Origin of the sequence: Chitinophaga agrisoli, from assembly GCF_008386695.1 — a bacterium.
In the GTDB taxonomy this organism is placed as follows: domain Bacteria; phylum Bacteroidota; class Bacteroidia; order Chitinophagales; family Chitinophagaceae; genus Chitinophaga; species Chitinophaga agrisoli.
The window spans coordinates 232,186-250,115 of the sequence record NZ_VUOC01000004.1; the positions used below are offsets into that span (position 1 = coordinate 232,186).

Sequence of the window (17,930 nt, forward strand, 5' to 3'; positions counted from 1 at the left end):
AGCAGCAGCTTGCGCAAAGCGAATGCCGGACAAACATATATATTGATTTACAGCGGGATAGCTATCTCATGAAAACCTTGTTTGTTCGGAAACGGACAATGGCTGTTCGATTATGAAATGCGCCGCAATCATCATCACGGAGCATAGATCTGCTTAAAGAACCCTTCGATCCGTTCCTGCATTTCAGTATTATCGTTCCCTATATCCTCATGGCTCCGGCCACTATATATAAACAACTCCATATCAGCCTCCCTGCCTGCTGCCTTCATTGCATCAAATAACCGCTCCCCCTGCTCTTTGGGTGTAATAACATCTTTATCGCCAAAATGCACCTGCGTTTTAGGAAGCTGCTTGCAAAAATATAATGGAGAGCTGGCAATTAGTTTTAACCTGGTTTCTTTCAGGGTAGCCTTTCCGCTGATCAAGTCATCCAGGAACTGAAATTTGTACGTCGGGTCATTTTGATGTGTTGCTGTTAATGAGAGCAGATCCGAGGGAAAAGCGATCGCCTCCGCCAATTTTACCCTTTTATCCCGCTCCGCCATTAATAATGCCACTGTTCCCCCTCTGCTTCCGCCCTGTATCATCACTTTTGAACCATCAGCTTCCTCACATGTACTAACCACCGCATTCAGGCTTGCAATAGCATCATCCGCGGCGCCATCAAAGGCGTCATTTCTTGTCCCTTCTGAAACGGGCGTCTCATACAGTATACCATCAACAGTTAAACGCAGGGATTGGCCTTTTAATGCAGGAAGCATATATACAAACCGTAGACTATCAGTGCCTATTTTGATATTATGTTCACTGGTAGCATCTTTCAGCGAAAATCCTGTTACATACATCCTAACAGGCAAAGGCTTTGTAGTAAAGGGTATCAATACGCCTGCATATTGTTTATAACCAGCTGAGCGGAATGAAATGATCTTAAGAAGAACGTTGGCATGCGCCGGATATGTTTTTTCAACTTTAATGTCCACTGGGTTCAGATCCCTTTTCTCCCAGCTTGTTTGTATCGCTTCCAACTCTCCGGACGTGGGCGTTCCAAACAGCGCATCTTTGTCAATATTCGCTAATGGGTCTTTTTTGCATGCGCTGCAAAGGATAATAAATCCTAGTAAAGCTACGTTGTACATTTTCATCATAGTAAAGGAAATAGGTTTCTTTACTAAGATATCCGATATTGACTATTGGATTTTTAATGGTAGATCACTTTAACATATTATTGGCGTAGCCGCCCATATCTTGATATTACTTGTTTAAAAAAAATCCCCAAACACCTCCGCCTTCTCCATTACCTCCCAACTCCCTTCTTCCACTTCCTCCTCCAACTCCACTCCATCCCAGCCACAATACCCAATAAACACCTTCACATCTTCCTCGCCAATCACCCCGTTCCTGATCCCCCGCACCACATCCTTAAAATCCCCACCCAAAAAAACATCGCCCGCCACCAGGCTACCTCCCGCTATCACATCCGGCCGCCGGTGCACAAAATAAATATGCTCCTGGTCCACCGGTCCGCCAACATACACCGGAAAAGGCCCCACCTGTTTAAACTCCTCCAACTCATTCAGCCTCCGCGGGAATAGTCTATTCACCACAAACCCCATCGCCCCTTTTTCATTATACTCCGCAATAAATATTACGGCCTTCTCAAAAAAGCTATCATCCAAAAGATCCGTACTATGTAAAAACAAGCCTTGTTTCATATATAAATTATCACGAACTAAAATTCAAAGAGACTTTAGTACATCTAAATCAGCCTCATATCTGTTTTCTTTTAAATACTCAACCCATCTCGCCAGCCTCACCATATCCTCCGCTCCCGCTTGGTACATCGCCCTAAATAGCCGCTTAAACCGGTCATCATCTTTGGTAAGTACAGATTTCGATACTTTCTTAAATGGTTCCAATGTCATTGGTAACTCAAAATCAGATAATGAAATATTCACAGCGGCGGCGCCATCCATAATAAAACGCTCCATAGCTGGGCTAATTTGGATGATGTAATGATGTTTTGCAGCGTCCCTATGCCGGTGAAGTATTAATGACACCGTTTCGCAAACAATAATAAACTCCTTGAGATAATCTACTTCAAGTTTATCTTTATCAATAATGCCCAATGCAAACCGGTCGCCAAAGGCCTTTTTCATCTTCATAGTAACTGTCCCGCAGCCTTTCTGATGATTATAACGTGTTACCGGAGGGACCAGAGTTTCAATAAGATTGGTATCTACAAAACATTCGGGGATAACTGCTTCATCCATCAAATAAAACTTTCACTATTAGTAAACAAATCCATACCATTTTGCAATACATCATGCAAATCCTGATCTGAAAGCTGTTTAACCTTCGTCTCATGATATTCATAATGAACAATAAAAACAGCCAGTTCACTCCGGCTGTTCTCCAACAGGTCATTCAATATAAATGGACTATGAGTCGCAATAAAGTATTGATTATCCTGCTTATGTATCATTTCCTGTGTAAGATGCGCCATATAGGGAGGAAACGAATGCGCCTCCGGCTCTTCAAACAATAAAACACTGTCATTATTTGATGCTACCGCTGTCTTATAGAAAATGATGCGTTGTAGTGTATCCGCAATCGAACTGTAAGGGATCAGGAAGATGCCATCTTTATCATTGGACTGAATAACTTTAATGGTCTGACTGCTTTTATCAAAAGCAATATCAAGTCCATACTCCCTGAATAGATCGGTTACCTCATTCCTGAGCGCGCCATATTGTTCGATGATAGACAGCAGATTCGGGCCAAAAGGAGGAATAAGATATTTGGCATGCCCTTTTTTATAAGGAACATCGGATTTATAAGTATACCGTTTGATCGGAGATTCAAACGATTTGGTTCTCAACCCACTTTTGACCATTAACTTTTCATCAACTTGAAAACTATAAACTTCACCAAAAAGATCAACCGAGATCTTTAAACCCTCCTTAGGATGATAATTCAATTTTACCGACCCCTCATTCGTACTAATGACTGCATCCGTTGCTGCATTACCATTATAAAACAGCTCCGGCTCATTTTCCAAACGAACCAAAGTGCTTAATTTCCTGGATGCGTTTTCTCTCAGGTGGGGAATCGAAAATAAAGACAGCGCTTCAATGATATTCGATTTCCCCACATTAGGGCGTCCTATAAATAAGTTAATACGCTTAAAACCCGATAGCTCCAGGTGCTGAATAGATTTGAAGTTGGTGATGGATATGTAATTAATTGAATTTGACATCTTAAGCTAAAAATAGATATTTTTTGCATTGAACAACCTGCTTTTACCCTATTTCTTTGTTGTGGTTGGCAACAATGAACAAACTGATAACACCAGTGTCAAAACCACCCCCTCACTGCTCCGTCATCGTCGGCAACGAATCCACCTCCTTCTTCCGCCCCAATTTTATCTTCACCTTCCCCTCCTTATTATCATCCGTCGCCCTCAAATGCAGCACAATCCCCTTATTCTTCTTCTCCTTCTTCGGATTCCTTAACGGTACATCCAAATATATATCCGTACCGGTGGGCATCCCATACACCCCCGTAACATCCATATTCAACGCGCTGGAGGCTATCTGCATGGGCGGTATAATGATCTTATTCCCCTGCAGCTGCAGCGTATTCTGCAAATTATCAAACGTGATATTCGACAAATTCCGCTTACGGAAAAAGAAATTGCCAATATTTTCCAGCGGCTCAAAATGCACCAGCGCCCCTTGCCGCAGGTCAAAGCTAAGGGTGCCGTACAGGGAACGGGGCGTTATCTTGCCTTTATCATACAGGTTACCGGTGATGTCTGCCCGGGCGGAAAGTATCCCTTTCAGATTCTTGGAAGTAAGGGATTGCATCCCAAAATTATCAAAGGCATAGAACAACTGATCAATATGGACATTCCGTATATCCGTATTCAGCTTAAAGCGGTTATTATTTCCCTGTTGATGGATAGCGCCCCGCATCATCAGGCTGCCACCGGCATGCGCCAGGGAGATCTGTTGCAGCAGGATATCCGTTTGGGTAAGGCGCAGGTCAGCCACTACACGTTGGGCATTAAAACGGCGATAGTTCAGCTGGTCCAGCTGCACGCGCATGTTTACATTACAGGCGTCCAGCACTACATCCAGCTGACGCGCCATCCGGCTGGCCTTGCGTGAAAGGCTGCTGCCGCCGCCCTTGTGCGCCTGCTTTTTACGCGGCGCCAGGAAAAACCGGAACTCGTCCAGGTCCAGCTGCGGGCTGCGTATGTTCCAGTCTACCAGTATCTTTTCCGGCGCGCTGAAATACAAAGCCAGCAGGTTACGTACGCTGCCATCCATCTGTATAGCGCTTTTAGCGCTTTGCGCCTTCACATTACGGAAGTACATATCCTGCCCCGTGAACTCTATCACCGCATTACAATCATGGAACTGCAGGTCCCGGGGCAGGTAGCTTAGCGCCCCGTTGGAGAGATGGATAGCGCCTTTAAGGAAAGTAGGCGCCGTATCCCCGGCCAGTACGCTGCCTTTATAGTACAGGTCTGCGCTGGCCATCCCTTTTGTAAATGCAAAGGTCTCGCTGGCCAGATCATTCAGATCCATCAGCGGAAACTCAGATTTAAAACGTCCCATTAATTCCGGGCGTTTCAGGTTCAATATGCGTAAAGTATCTGCGCTGAGTGGAATGCCCCACCATTTGGCTTTGAATCCATAAAACGTCACAGCAGAATTTTCATCATTATGTCCCAACCCGGGCTGGGCCTCATTCCGGAAATTTCCACTAAAGCTGCAATCACTCCATTCGCCGGCTTTGGTAACCAGTACATTATTGGCCGTCTTCCAGTTCACCCGTATATCCGGCGTATCATGCTCACGCATATAGCCTTTTATACGCGCATCGACATCCAGCGGCTTTTCCAGCTGTATGCTGTCCAGTTTCTGGGTAAGATGCGGCAGCAACAGGCCTGTGGCGGTATGGTAAGGCATGCCCGCAGCGGCAATGGTAATGGTATAGCTGACGGGCTTTTCGCCAAAAGTGAAAACAGCGCCCACCTTTACCGGTTGCTGATTAATATCTATCCGTTGCGCTGGTATTGTTAATGTTTTCGTAGCCCGGTTCACATTTATCTCTAAGCTGGTCTCCAGTATCCTGTCTTTAAGATAACTACCCCGCTCCGTATTAAAGGAAAAACTGTTCACCTGCGCACGCGTGCGGATCTTAAAGCGCCAGGCGCTATCCATAGCAGCCATACTGCCCCGCAGGGTGTAGATGTTCACTTGGAACAGCTTGTTTTTCTGCTGGTTATCTACTACGAACAGCATATTATGCAGTTCCAGGCTGGCAATAGCGGCGTCCTTCCCGGAGCCGTTGCCAGTAGTTTTTTCCTTGCGGGAGGCAAATACATGCGTATTCGTGTACCCCTGTTCGTTAGTATATAAATAAATGGTCCCATCTTCCATCGTTATCTCCCTGATATCCAGGCGGCGGCGGAACACGGAAAAAGTATTCACTTTAACGAATATACGCTTAACGGAAAGCAGGGGGTGATGGTGCTGCGCGCACAGGCTATCCTGCAGTTCCACCTTGTCAAGTGCCATGGACATATGGGGGAAACTACGCAACAGGGAGGGCGATATATCCCCAATCGTAAGCGTGCCATTCAGGCCCTGGTTCAGCCGCCCGGTAAGCTGTTTAAGGAAGGATTGCCGGTTCAGATGGATGTATAGGGCCAAAACCAGCCATAATAAGATGAAACATCCCAAAAGCACGGCGCCTATCCTGATAACTATACGTAACCATTTGGGCATGGGGTAATTTCCTTTAAGTTAAGGAATTTCCGGTTTTCAGCCGGCGTACCAAATATATACTTATCCAATAACTATGCCGCTGAAGGCCGGCGTTTATGCCAATAGGGAGTGGGGAATATTATTTCAACACATCAAACAAATGCAGGAAGTCATCAATATACCTGCGGCTGCATATAATGGAAGTGCCATTGGAAAGCACCACCTCATTCTCCTGCAGGTTAAGTTTTGATACGCTGCGGATGTTCACCATATGGTTACGGTGCACCCGTATGAACTGGTTCACCGGCAGGCGCTCCAGCAACACCTTCAGCGGTTGCTGCACCAGGTATTTCTCCTTGGTGCATATGATCTTACTGTATTTACCTTCTACTTCAATATAAAGGATATCATCCAGCTGGATCTTGGCCAGGGTATGACCGCTTTTTACAAAAAAGAAATCATTCAGCATCACCCCCTGCCCTTCCGCAGCGGAAAAAGCGCCCGCGGTTGCCCCGGCAAACCGCTCCGCAAACTTCTCAATGGCCAGCTCTATAGCATATTGCAGTTCCGGCTCATTAAAGGGTTTCATCAGGTAGCTGAAGGGCGAGGTAAGCCGGGCCGCCTCAAATGTTTCCCGGTCCACAGAGCTGGTAAGGAAAATAAAAGGCTTTTGCGCCTCCCCGCTTTCGCTTACCTGGGTGGCAAATACTACGCCGTCCCGCTTACCGTGTAAGTATACATCTATGATAACAATATCCGGCGGTTTGGTATAGAACAACCGCAACGCTTCCGGCAGGTTATCTGCCGTGCCGGTGATGTGGTAGCCATGATCATTCAACATGCCCTGGAGCAGTTCCGCTTCATAGGGATCATCTTCGACGATCATTACTTTCACAGCATTCATAGTTTTTATGCATTTACAGGTAAACAGATAGTAAAGGTAGTGCCTTTCCCAACCTCGCTGGTAACGGTTAAACGGCCATTGTTCTTCTCCGTCATGGTCTTACAAAGCCATAATCCCAGGCCGGTGCCCTCATGCCCCTGTGTATCCTGCCGTATCTTTTTACGTTCCGGGTCAAACAGGGCCTGCAACGCTTCCTCATCCATACCTACCCCGGTATCCCTGATCTGGATATGGCATTCATCCTTTTCCGCCAGGCAGGCAGAGATGGTGATGTCGCCACCGGCGGGCGTATATTTGATAGCGTTGTCCATAAGATTGCGCACAATGATCTTAAACGAATGCAGATCGGCTGCAAAGGTAACTTCTTCTGCTATTACCTGGTGAATGGTTACCTGTTTATCATTCGCCAAAGGGATCAGATCATGGCAGATCATATTGATAACCGTACGCAGGTGCAGTTTTTCCGGGCGGAAATAAAGCTGCCCCGTCTGGCTCAGCGCCCAATGCAACAGGTTATCCATCATCACATAGGTGCTGCCGGCTATCTTTTCATTACTGGCAGCCAGTTCCGCCGCCTTGGTCAGTTCCTGCTGCCAGATGGCCTTACGCAGCCTGGTCAGGTTGGCTTTAAGCCGGTATACCGGCGAGCGCAGGTCATGTGCTACAATAGAAAAAAGGCGGTCTTTGGTCTGGTTCAGTATATCCAGTTCTTCTTTCTGTTTGGCAATGATCCGTTTACTGCGGATCTGTGCGCGGTACGCCAGCCATATACCACAAGCCATCAGCAGAATGGCCATTACCGCAATCAACAACGAGTTCCTTTGCCAGTCCAGCACGCGGATGGTATGCTCTCTTTTCTGCAAGGCCAGTTTTCTTTCCTGCCGCGCCAGTTCCCATACATGATCACGGTTCCAGATACTATCCTGTATCATCTCAAACTGGCGGCGGTATTCCAGTGCTTCATTGTAGCGTTTACGGTTCTGTTCCACCACAGCCATGTTCTTGTAGGCATTCCGCAATACCTCCATATCGCCCGCGCGCTTGGCCAGCGCCAGGCCTTTTTCAAACAGCGGGATGGCCTTGGCGTCCATATATTGTTCGTAGTACAGATTGGCTATATCCATGCTCGATATGGCCAGGCCCGTAGTATCCCCCAGCCGTTCCTCTATGCGCATGCTGCGCATAAAATAACCCTCTGCTTCATCAAACCTTTTCAGGTAAAAGAAACAGAGGGCTTTATTATGATACACACTTTTAAGCGTAAAGGTATCTACCTGCGGACCAAACTTCCGTTCCCAGGTGTCATAGTACTGTAGGGACAGGGGATATTTCTCCTGCCGGTTGTAGATCTCCGCAATGTTAATATAACTGTTCGCCTGTAGTATACTGTCCAGTCCTTTGTGGCCAATAAGATACTGATAGCCGCGAAGGGCCTCTTCCAGCAGGTCTTTTTTGTACTGGATCCCTGACTTCATGAAAAGCGCGGCAGCGTAGATCGGATGGCTCGTATCATTATCTATATCCTCCATGGTCTGAAGGATATAATCATATGCGGCATCCAGGTCTTTTTCCGCCTGCGATACATGGCTGTTATGGAAGTTTACCCGCCAGGAGGGCTCCATCAATTGTTTGGCGATAAGTACCCTGGCCGTGTCCCCCGGCCGGTTGATGCATATACTGCAATAATGCCTGATTTGATTATCAACTACATTCTTCAACTGCGCAGATTGCCCCCGCAGCTGATGGTTGATCAAAAAAAAAAGCAGTGCGATGGTTACAGTTCTGTAGATCCTCATGAATAAAAGTGCATTAACCGCCTCTCTTTACAGTGGTAACGGTACCCCGGGATGTTTCGCCCAGACCCCCGTCAGGATTTACTTGCGTGAAATGTGAAAAAATAGCCTGTGCTGGATTGCTGTTTACAGTATACTCCACTTCCAGCGTCCAGAAGGAGAACGTGGTGGCCGGCGTACCGTCGAAGACATATTCTACGGTAGCTTCCCTGGCCAGCAATGTGCCCGCCTCTGTGTCAATGGAGCTCACTGTGCTGAAATCTACAAAGTTCAGGCGAGGGATGGCCGGATCCGGCACATACAAGCCTAATTGCAGCGTATAAGTGTTTCCTGGTTCTTCCTCAGGAGGTCCTACGGTCAATAATGGCTCCGTAGCAAATGGCACTGCCAACCCGGTCTGTTGCAGCGTAAGTTTTACTTTCCGAATAGTAACGTCTGAAGGCATAAGGAGAGATTTTGTGAGGTGGCAAATATAGTATTTATATTCATTCTTTGTTATCCATAATAGCTTATTTACCATTCCTACCATAAACCTAACCTTTTATACCCATCAGCATCCCGCTAATGTCCTTGCTGCGCCCATGCTTTACAGACCTCCGTAATTTAGCCACGCATCGTTTCACCCATAAATACATTTTCCATGAAACCGCTTACCAACACGCGGCAGAAACGCCGGCCCTCAAATGCATTGAAACAGGCTACCGCCCTGGATTTTGTGATCTCCAGGATGAATACCTTCAATAATACGGATAAGGCCATCCCCACCAGGGTGATCTTACTGCGCCCCGACCCTGCGCAACCTCACAACCACCAGCTTTTTATAGATCAACTGCCCATTCCCCGTAATGCCTGGCGGTTTGATGATCATGAGGATACCCTCACCTGGAACGGCGCCCATGGCGGCGGCAAGCTTCATTTTTATAATAACGGCCTCGGCGCGCATGGCGTTATTGGCGATCAGCTGGATCCCTGCTCTGTGAATGCCAGCGCCCGCGCGCAATTTAACTGCGCCGTGGCATTAAATGCCGGCGTTGCCTACCAAACCTCCGGCAACCAGGTGACCGGGTTATTATGGGATACCAATGCGCCGGAATGGAAAGCAGCCAGCTGGGTCCAGAACCGCCTGTTATTAACCTATACCGTTACCCAGGGAGGCCCTTTTGCGCCCCCTTCTTTCACCTTTGAATTTGAAGATCTGCAATCGGGTGATATCCCCTGGGATCCCTCCCTCACGGATTTTGCAGCATCCCTGCAGCTGGGCAGCTATAACGATCAAATGGTATGGGACCTCACCTTTAAAGCAACCGCCGATCCCTTCCCGGATAGCGGTAATCCCACCACCGGCCCGGATACGGTATATCCTTACTGGCTATCCGCCAGGGAAGATGCTTACGCCGCCACCATCAACGGCGCCATGGAGATAGACGATACGGCCCCCAACGGTACCCTCGTAGGTTTGCAGGGGGTACGGAATGCCGCCATGGCTACCGGCTACTACCGCCTGGCAGATACGCACGCGCCCTTTGGCGTTTTTGACGGCCGCCTGGTCATAAACGGCCAGCCTGTGCCCGGCTCCGGTATGAGAGGCAGTGTGCTCACCTGGGAAGGGCTGGCCCCGGCGCTGCAGCAAAGAACAGGCCTCGCGGAAAGCGGCAGCCTCTGGTTCGAAAAGAACGGCAACACCGCCACGCCGGATAACGGCCCCAGGATGGCTGCCAGGTTAGACCCGGTCACCGCCGCCCAGGCCATTGCCGCGCACAGCGACCTGCATACTAACCTGCACGAACAAACGCAATTACTGCATAAAGTGCTCAACGATAGCGGGCTTACGATAGACGGATTGTTCCTCATGAAGCCATTTGTGATGATGACGGATGAGAAGGGCCAGAAAGGATGGACAGATATTATACAGTCAAAAGTACGCGATGGCCTCAGCACCATTATGAATAGCTGCATCCCGGACGACCTGTATGATCTCCTGTTCCAGGGCCAGCAGAAACCTACGCTCAGCGGGGAATTAGCCATCGTAGCCGCTTCCCCGGTTAAGGATGTAAAAGATCCGCAGGCCTGGTACGCATCCCTCGCCACCGCGGTATTAACCCATGGCCTTTCCAGCGGTAGCAGCGATCAGGCTAAATATATGAACGGGCCAAGGGCTGCTGAATGGCTTAAAACACAGGTAGCTAACTCGCCGGTATATTATGCGCACGGACAATTACTTTTCCACTACGAATGGAAACAAAAATTTGCCGCAATTACAGATTACCTGGATGATCAGCTGAGCAATGCCGCCGCACTGGCCCCCCAAATAGACCAGCAGGTACAGCTCTCCATCGCAGATATCAATGCAAACGTAGCACAGGACGATACCACCCCTGATCTCAAAGCCAAACTCATAGCAGAGGTGCAGGCCGTAGGCCAGTATGCAAAAGATAATAAACTATACTGGGCCTTCAGGTATTATACCTATAACACCGCGCCGGGTATCCTGGCCAATATTGCACTGCAAATGGGCGCTAACACAGGCTCCGCGGACGCTACCACATTGGGCACCCTGTTCCAGACCAACCAGGCCGTGCTCACCGCACTGGATCCCTCCGGCTATTTTGCCCGTCAGTATAACAACACCGTGAATATATTCCTGGCTACTAACATACTGCCGGGTATGTTCGGGTTTGAAAACGGCGGTACTGATTTTGACATCATCAAACAATACCTGCAGCAATTCGTTGACCAGAACGTCAATAACGAAGACCAGCAAATAGCGGCAGCAGCCAAATCCATACAGGGCATCATCAACAGTGAAAATGCAGATGCCATCCTGCATGACTCTATAGATGCGTTGCGGAGTTTCTCAGAAGCGGTGACGGAAGCCATGAACCTCCCCTATGTAGTAGCCAAATTTGTGGCGCGTTTTAAAATAGAGAACCCTAATTTCTCCAGCGCGGCAGAAGTGTTTGGCGGCGTACTCGTGGCGGGCATTGCCGGCCTTTCCATCTTTAACCTGATTGGCCAGTATAAACAGTGGGATAAATTGTCCGATGGCGAAAAAGGCCAGCTGGTCACCAACACCATCCAGCTGGGTGTACAGGTGCTGGCGGCTATCGTAAAACGCGGCATTCGCGCATACGCCATCTTCAACGTAGAAGGCATGAGCAAACTCCAGCGTTTTGCCGCCCTGAATAAAATACTGATTTCCGGAGAGGCGCAGGAACTGGACTGGGGCCTCATGAAAATAGGCAATACCACCGCACGCTGGCTGGCGGATACAGAAGGCAGTTTGGGCCGGTTGGCCACAGATGGTGCAGCAGGTGAAACAGCGGTATTAATAAACAACGCGGCTACTGATGCGGAAGAGACCAGCTTCGCCGCCAAAGTGTTTGGTAAGAACCTGGATGAGTTTGTGGCCACCCGCCTGGGCACCATACTGGTGCTGGCCGGTATTGGTTTCAGCATCTATATGATGACCACCGGCGAAACTGGCGTGGCGCTGGCTTCAGACATTATCAATGTCGTGGGCGGTGCACTGGCCCTGTTCAATACGTTTGGCGAATGGGCCATTTTAGGTGGTTATGTTGCAGAAGAAGGCGCCATGGCCACCCTTATCACCTGCGCGGGACCCCTGGCCATCCTGGCCGCCCTGGCGGGCATTGGGTTGATGTTATACCAGCTGTTCAAAAAACAGCCAGACCCTGTGGAGGATTTTGTAAACAACTATGTAAAACCTGCCGGCTTTTATGTAGGGCGTCAGGCCGGGGCTATGGATTATGCGGTGGCGCACCAGAACCCTGATAAAGACAACCTGATGATGATCGGGTTTACCCTTACATCCAGCTACTATAACAAGGTCATTGGCATTCAGAACGATGGGCGCTTCTCCTATGGCGCCAATACTTCCCTGCCGGATACCGTATGGCAGGCCAGCACAGATGCCCAGGGCATGAGCCGTATACTTACCATCATACAACCCGCCGGAGTAACTGCGCCTAAAGTGGTTTTCCTGAGCCTCATGAGTGATCAGACTGTTTCTTTCCAGCCGCTCATGCCCGCCAAAAAACAGGCCACCGGTAAGCTGGGCGATCCGGTCACGGTACTCACCCAAACATGGCTTAGCGGCTGCTTTGGCGCCACCAATTACAGCAACAAACAGCTGGCCTCCTTACTGTTACAGCTGCAGCCGGTATTACCGGATGATAAAGGCAACTATGCCCCTTCACAGGCAAAGGATTTCCTGATGGCTACAGACAGCGGTCTGGCGATTGGGAATGTAGATGATAACCATATCTTCTTCACCCTCGAAATGGCTGGCATGGCGCCCAATTACTTAAGAATGACGGACCTGCATTTTATCCTTAACAGCGCCCCGTCTGCGCAGCAACAATACGGGCCTGTTTTTGGCATCTTGCCCAGCACACCGCTAAGCTTTAGCATCACCAATACCGCCCTGCCGCCATTCCTCACATTCAGCATCCAAACCGGCAGCTTTACCCCCAACGGGCAAAAAGCTACGCAGGCCACACAGCTGGATGAGACGATAACAGTCAAAAATATACTGGGTAGCGCCAGCGCCGCCTTTAAGATAACTGTGGCCGCAGCAGCAAAAGCTGCCATGCCCTCCAGTCTGGAACTCGCCTGATCTTTTGTTTACCTGACCGGGGAGGGCCATCAATAGGCCTTTCCCGGTCTTTTAATATCCGCTTATATGCCTACATTCGAGCAATACCAGCAACAGCTGGCAGCGCATACCACCCGCATTATCAATAAAACGCCGGCGGCCACAAACAGTGTGCAGCAAATGCTTACAGCACTCATCAACGCCATGCCCTATTACGGCTCGCCGGATATGATGAATGCCCACCGCGGTATCCTCGTAAACCTGGGTATGGTAAACCTGCCCAATAACGCCGTCACGGAGCCGCCCATGCAAAGCACCCTGGGTTCCAATACCAGCTATACCTACAAAGGACCCTATAATGGTTACCGTAACGCTTTTTATAACGGTGTTGTACAAACGCCCGCGTCTACCCTGGCCGCACAGCTCATACCGCAGGCAAACAGTAACCTCACCACAACCTGGTGGGGCGCCTATGCCGTGGCCCTGCTTACAGACGCTATCCACCAGCAACTGTCCGTATCCCTGGATACCGGTAAACTGGCCACCAACCTTACCGCCTTTCATCAACAGCTCACCACAGCTTTGACCAATGCCTACCTGGCGGCATTTGAACAGGGCTTCGCCCCCACTGCCCAGGCGCTCAAAACGATCTCCATTTCCGGACTGTTGTCACAGGCAGCCACCACCCTGGACGCCGCCATTTCAAACGGCGAGTTTACCGCCAACATCAACCTGGCCATCTCTATGGGGGGCGATAGCTCCGCCGCGGCGGCCTGGTTCCTCTATAACCTCTGGGTCACCTTGTGGGCATTAGGTTTACCAGATCTGGATGGCGCCATCAACCGCTATGCGGCAGCCGGCCTGGATGTTCCCATCGAAGTATCAGCCGGCCATTGGCGCAATGGCGGTTATAGCAGCTGGTTTGCCCCGTTGTCCGGCGCAGACATGGTGGGCGCCGCTTTAGGCGCTATTCATGCGGATATGCCGGTACTGGCGCATTATAACGACGCTATCGGCCCGCAGCTGCCGGATAACATGACTACTTTCGCCAACGGCTATTCCCTGAGCTTTACCACCTGGGGTACGCTCAATAGTTACCTGCCCCAGCCCGCCAGCTGCTTTGGCGCAGATACGGCCGTAATGATGGCGGATGGCAACACACAACCCATCAGCGCCATCCAGCCCGGCCACCTGGTATACACCAATACCGGCCCGCGCAAGGTTGTACTGGTAGAATCGCCGCAACGCGCCGGCCGCACCTTATACCAGCTAAACGGCCAGCAGGTATTTGCCACCGCCGCACACCCTTTCAGAACAGCTGCCCCGCACAGCGCCAAACGCGCCGCTGTAGATGCCTGGACCTTAACAGACAGCATCCCTACCATGAGCGGCGCTGGCGTGCTCACCCTGGCCACCGGGTTAACACTCAGCGGACTGGAAGCAGGCGCTCCCGCCAACATACTGCTTACGCAGCTAACGCCGCATATCGCCGGCAGTATCGCAGATAACCTCCAGCACTATACTGAAGACACCACCAGCCTCGCTGATAACCACGCGGCACAAGAAGTCTACGACCTTGTACTGGAAGGCTGGGAACGCGATCACCCCGTATACTATGTAGGCGGGCCACAATACTTTTTTGCCGTAGATGCGGAAACAGCAGATCCCCTGGTGGATATCCCAACCACCGCCGCTATCGTGACCGCATTACAGTCTGTACTGCCCCTTAGCCGCCAGCACCTAACCGATCCCGCTACCCAGCTGCCCGGCATTTTCGCGCAACTGCAGCATGCGCCCTTATGCGATGCCCTGCTTGATCCTGAACCACTGGAACCGTTACAACGGCCGGTGATCCCCGGACCGGACTTCTATATGCACGATGGTAAATGGGATGCCCACGCTTCCCTCCTGGAATATCACCTGGTAAGACGCCTCAGCCGTTTTATCCGTAGGGAAACAGCCATGGCATGGCGGGCACGCCACAGCGCGCCCGCCGCCGGCGATCATTTTGTGGTAGCCCTGCATGATCTCATATTCGCGGGCGATGCGCCCCTTCCTGCGGCTGCAGACCTGGAGATCAGCTTTTCGGTGGATGGCTGGCCCGCCATGAAGGATAATAACCGGCAGCTTATCATTCCCGCCCGGGACCAACCCAGGTGGCAATATTTTGCGGATCAGCTGATTGATTTTGGGGTCATACGCGGCGCCGCGCCAAAAGCCATGCTGCAAGGGGAATTGCGGACAGCAGACCGGCTAACCGGCCGGTTCAGCGTAGCCATTACGGAAGCCCTCCTGCAGGGATCAGGCGGGGAACATTTCATTTTTGACGCCCACGGCAAAGTAACCGGCCGTATAGCCCTGGAACTGGGCCGCGTAACATCGCCCGCCCTGCAGGCGGCCAATACATTATCCACCCGCTGGCAAAGATTGCACGCCCTGGGTACCGGCGCGGGTTTGGGCAAGGCTATTGGCGCCAGTCTTACCACATTGCTCGGGGGCCATGATCACTCCATACTCAAAACCGCGCCACTTATTCCTATCAATGTACCACTAATGCCATAAGCCCAAAATGCCCCTACAGCCCGCTGTACATTTGTATTGTTGAACGGCACGGCGCCCTGGAGTACGGACAGTAACAAAGCAAGCAGTGCGCCGGCCTGCAACAAACGGGTAAAATTATACGCCCGGCATGAAACAGACCGTCCCGGGGGCGCCGCCCCCCTTTTCCCTCATATAGCCGTAGAACGGCCCAGAAGAGTGCAGCGCTGTGGTGCTGCACTTTTATTTCCCTTTGCGTATAACCCTCAACCTTATTTAATAATTATTAAAGCAACAAGGATCATGTCATTTGCTGCGTACAATGGGGTCAGACAAATCACTATCAACAGCTGCGCCGCCTTCTCAATGGCAGCGGCATTACATCATTTTGGATTAACCAGGCTCCCCCACCTGCTGGATACGGACAACCTGGCCGCCGGTTATACCATGCCGGGCGCCCATGCCTTTGCACAGGATATTTATCAGATCACAGGAAACCTTTTCCTGGATCTTACCAACAATGCCGCCACCTACCGCTACGGTATTCCCGTAAGCGACCGTAACTCCTTCTCCGCGCTCACCTATGTAGCCAGCCAGTTTGGACTGAGCGCAGACCGTATAAAAGTGCATTATAACCAGGCGGCAGAGCATTCCCTGAACCTGTTGCAGGTGACCAATCCTACGGGCAAAGGCAGTAAGGCCAACCTGCTCCAGGTAGAAACAGACCTGATCACCGGCCCGCCCTATGCTAAAGTAGCCGGCCCGGTAGACTATGCCCAGACGCCGCGGAATGGCGAAGCCCACCTGCTCATTGTCAGCCAGTTCATGCACTCCATCGTGATCAATGAAACAGAATGTTACGATCCCGGTACAGGTTACGTAGGGCCCTATACCACAGATGTAATACCAGGCAGGTCGCATTTAACAGAAATTACTTACAGGCACCATGGATTACCCGTGCATCTGCCTTTCAGTGGGTTTTGGATGCAGATGAGTTAATGTGCAGATGTGCAGCTGATTGATGTGCAAATGTGCACATCAATCAGCCAGCGTTCACCGCATAATAAGCCGCACCCCAGAGGGCGGCTTTGTCATTATTGATAACATGCAGCGGTACAGAGGCCAGCAACTCTATCAGGCGGTCGCCCTGCAGATAGTGATGGTAGAAATTATTATCCTCCAGTAAAGGGATGATGCGGGGTGGGATACCGCCGCCTACAAACAATCCGCCGGTAGCCTTCATCTTAAACACCAGGTTGGCGGCCTCCCTGGCCAGATAGCGTACAAACAGCTCCATTGTTTTTATACAGATGGATACTTTCTGATCAATGGCATTGCCGCTGATCACCGCGGCAGGGTCTTTCTCCAGCAGGTCTTCCTCCAGCCAGTCCGGCACATGCATATGCCGGATATCCCGCAGGAATTTAAAGGTATCATAGATGCCAGGACCGGATACCAGGCGCTCCCAGCTCACAATATTATATTTCTCCTGCAAGAACTGCAGCAGCTCCATATCCAGCTCATTACGCGGAGCAAAATCGCAATGCCCGCCCTCTGTGGCAAAAGGCGAATATGCAGTACCGTCCCAGTAAAGCCCCGCCTCTCCCAGCCCGGTGCCAGGCGCTATAATGGCCATATTCCCCCCTGCGCCCGGCTGTCCGCTATGCAGCGTTACCAGGCTGTCTGTGGTAAGCGTGGCCAACCCATACGCGGTGGCCTCCAGGTCGTTTATAAGGGTGGTCTCCTCTACATGCGCCGCCTCCTGTATCTCCGCCACCGTCAGCTCACGCGAAAGATTCGTGAGCTCTACTTTGCCCTTTATCACCGGGCCTGCCACGCCTATACATATACGCTGCGGCCGTTTAGAAGGCTGGCGGCCCACGAACTCCGCTATAATAGCCGCAAAGGATGCATAATCCCGGGAGCGGTATACATGATCCTCCACCACCTCCATCTTACCGCCGCCCGCCTCAAAAAGGGCCAGCCTCGTATTGGTGCCGCCCAGGTCACCGGCCAGTACATACAGCGGGTCCTGGCCAGCCGGCCGGTTCATACGCGCAAAGCGGGGAAGGTATTGTTGTTCGTTGACTGCTTGCATGTTATAAAAATACGGAATAATGAGTTAATGTGCTGATGTGCAAATATGCTAATGTGCTAATGAAATGCAGCTATTTGGTAGACCTCCAACCCGCAACAAACATTAAAATATATAATATACTTCACCATGCAGCACCGTCTATATTCACACATCAGCAGCCCGGCGCTGTACACGGGCCATCATCAGCACATTAGCATATTTGCAC

12 protein-coding genes are annotated in these 17,930 nt (G+C 50.6%); 3 read left to right on the top strand and 9 right to left on the bottom strand.

Features of this window, described 5'->3' with window-relative positions; translation table 11 throughout:
* Positions 1-134: 134 nt before the first annotated feature.
* From F0L74_RS20295 to F0L74_RS20330, 8 genes are all read right to left on the bottom strand, one after another.
* Positions 135-1,145 carry an alpha/beta hydrolase family protein gene (locus F0L74_RS20295; protein WP_149839746.1) on the bottom strand — a complete coding sequence of 337 codons (1,011 nt, stop codon included), beginning with the start codon at positions 1,143-1,145 and terminating at the stop codon, positions 135-137.
* Positions 1,146-1,259: 114 nt separating this feature from the next.
* The gene (locus F0L74_RS20300; protein WP_149839747.1) at positions 1,260-1,712 is read right to left on the bottom strand and encodes a YqgE/AlgH family protein; all 453 of its coding nucleotides are present in this window, start codon (positions 1,710-1,712) and stop codon (positions 1,260-1,262) included.
* 24 nt (positions 1,713-1,736) lie between these two features.
* Entirely contained in the window at positions 1,737-2,270 is a 534-nt protein-coding gene (locus F0L74_RS20305; protein ID WP_149839748.1) for a hypothetical protein, read from the bottom strand.
* Positions 2,270-3,256 (bottom strand): AAA family ATPase, encoded by a 987-nt coding sequence (locus F0L74_RS20310; RefSeq protein WP_149839749.1) that lies wholly within the window; start codon positions 3,254-3,256, stop codon positions 2,270-2,272. The genes F0L74_RS20305 and F0L74_RS20310 overlap by 1 nt, the downstream gene beginning before the upstream one ends.
* Before the next feature lie 112 nt (positions 3,257-3,368).
* Complete coding sequence (locus F0L74_RS20315; protein ID WP_149839750.1) at positions 3,369-5,798, bottom strand: AsmA family protein; 2,430 nt, start codon at positions 5,796-5,798, stop codon at positions 3,369-3,371.
* A gap of 118 nt (positions 5,799-5,916) precedes the next feature.
* A complete protein-coding gene (locus F0L74_RS20320) occupies positions 5,917-6,681 on the bottom strand; it encodes a LytR/AlgR family response regulator transcription factor (protein ID WP_149839751.1) in 765 nt (254 codons plus the stop codon).
* 5 nt (positions 6,682-6,686) lie between these two features.
* On the bottom strand, positions 6,687-8,477 hold the full coding sequence (locus F0L74_RS20325; protein ID WP_149839752.1) for a tetratricopeptide repeat-containing sensor histidine kinase: 1,791 nt from the start codon (positions 8,475-8,477) through the stop codon (positions 6,687-6,689).
* A gap of 13 nt (positions 8,478-8,490) precedes the next feature.
* Positions 8,491-8,919 (bottom strand): hypothetical protein, encoded by a 429-nt coding sequence (locus F0L74_RS20330; protein WP_149839753.1) that lies wholly within the window; start codon positions 8,917-8,919, stop codon positions 8,491-8,493.
* 195 nt (positions 8,920-9,114) lie between these two features.
* Here F0L74_RS20330 and F0L74_RS20335 point away from each other — a divergent pair, with 195 nt between their 5' ends.
* From F0L74_RS20335 to F0L74_RS20345, 3 genes are all read left to right on the top strand, one after another.
* Positions 9,115-13,110 (top strand): hypothetical protein, encoded by a 3,996-nt coding sequence (locus F0L74_RS20335; protein ID WP_213087039.1) that lies wholly within the window; start codon positions 9,115-9,117, stop codon positions 13,108-13,110.
* A 66-nt stretch (positions 13,111-13,176) separates the two neighbouring features.
* On the top strand, positions 13,177-15,651 hold the full coding sequence (locus tag F0L74_RS20340) for a Hint domain-containing protein (protein ID WP_149839754.1): 2,475 nt from the start codon (positions 13,177-13,179) through the stop codon (positions 15,649-15,651).
* A gap of 279 nt (positions 15,652-15,930) precedes the next feature.
* Positions 15,931-16,626, top strand: coding sequence for a hypothetical protein (locus F0L74_RS20345; protein ID WP_149839755.1), 696 nt, complete (start codon positions 15,931-15,933; stop codon positions 16,624-16,626).
* Positions 16,627-16,669: 43 nt separating this feature from the next.
* Here the strand turns inward: F0L74_RS20345 and glk are convergent, their stop codons facing one another.
* Positions 16,670-17,725, bottom strand: a complete 1,056-nt coding sequence (gene glk, locus F0L74_RS20350) for a glucokinase (RefSeq protein ID WP_149839756.1) — start codon at positions 17,723-17,725, stop codon at positions 16,670-16,672.
* Between the last annotated feature and the right edge of the window lie 205 nt (positions 17,726-17,930).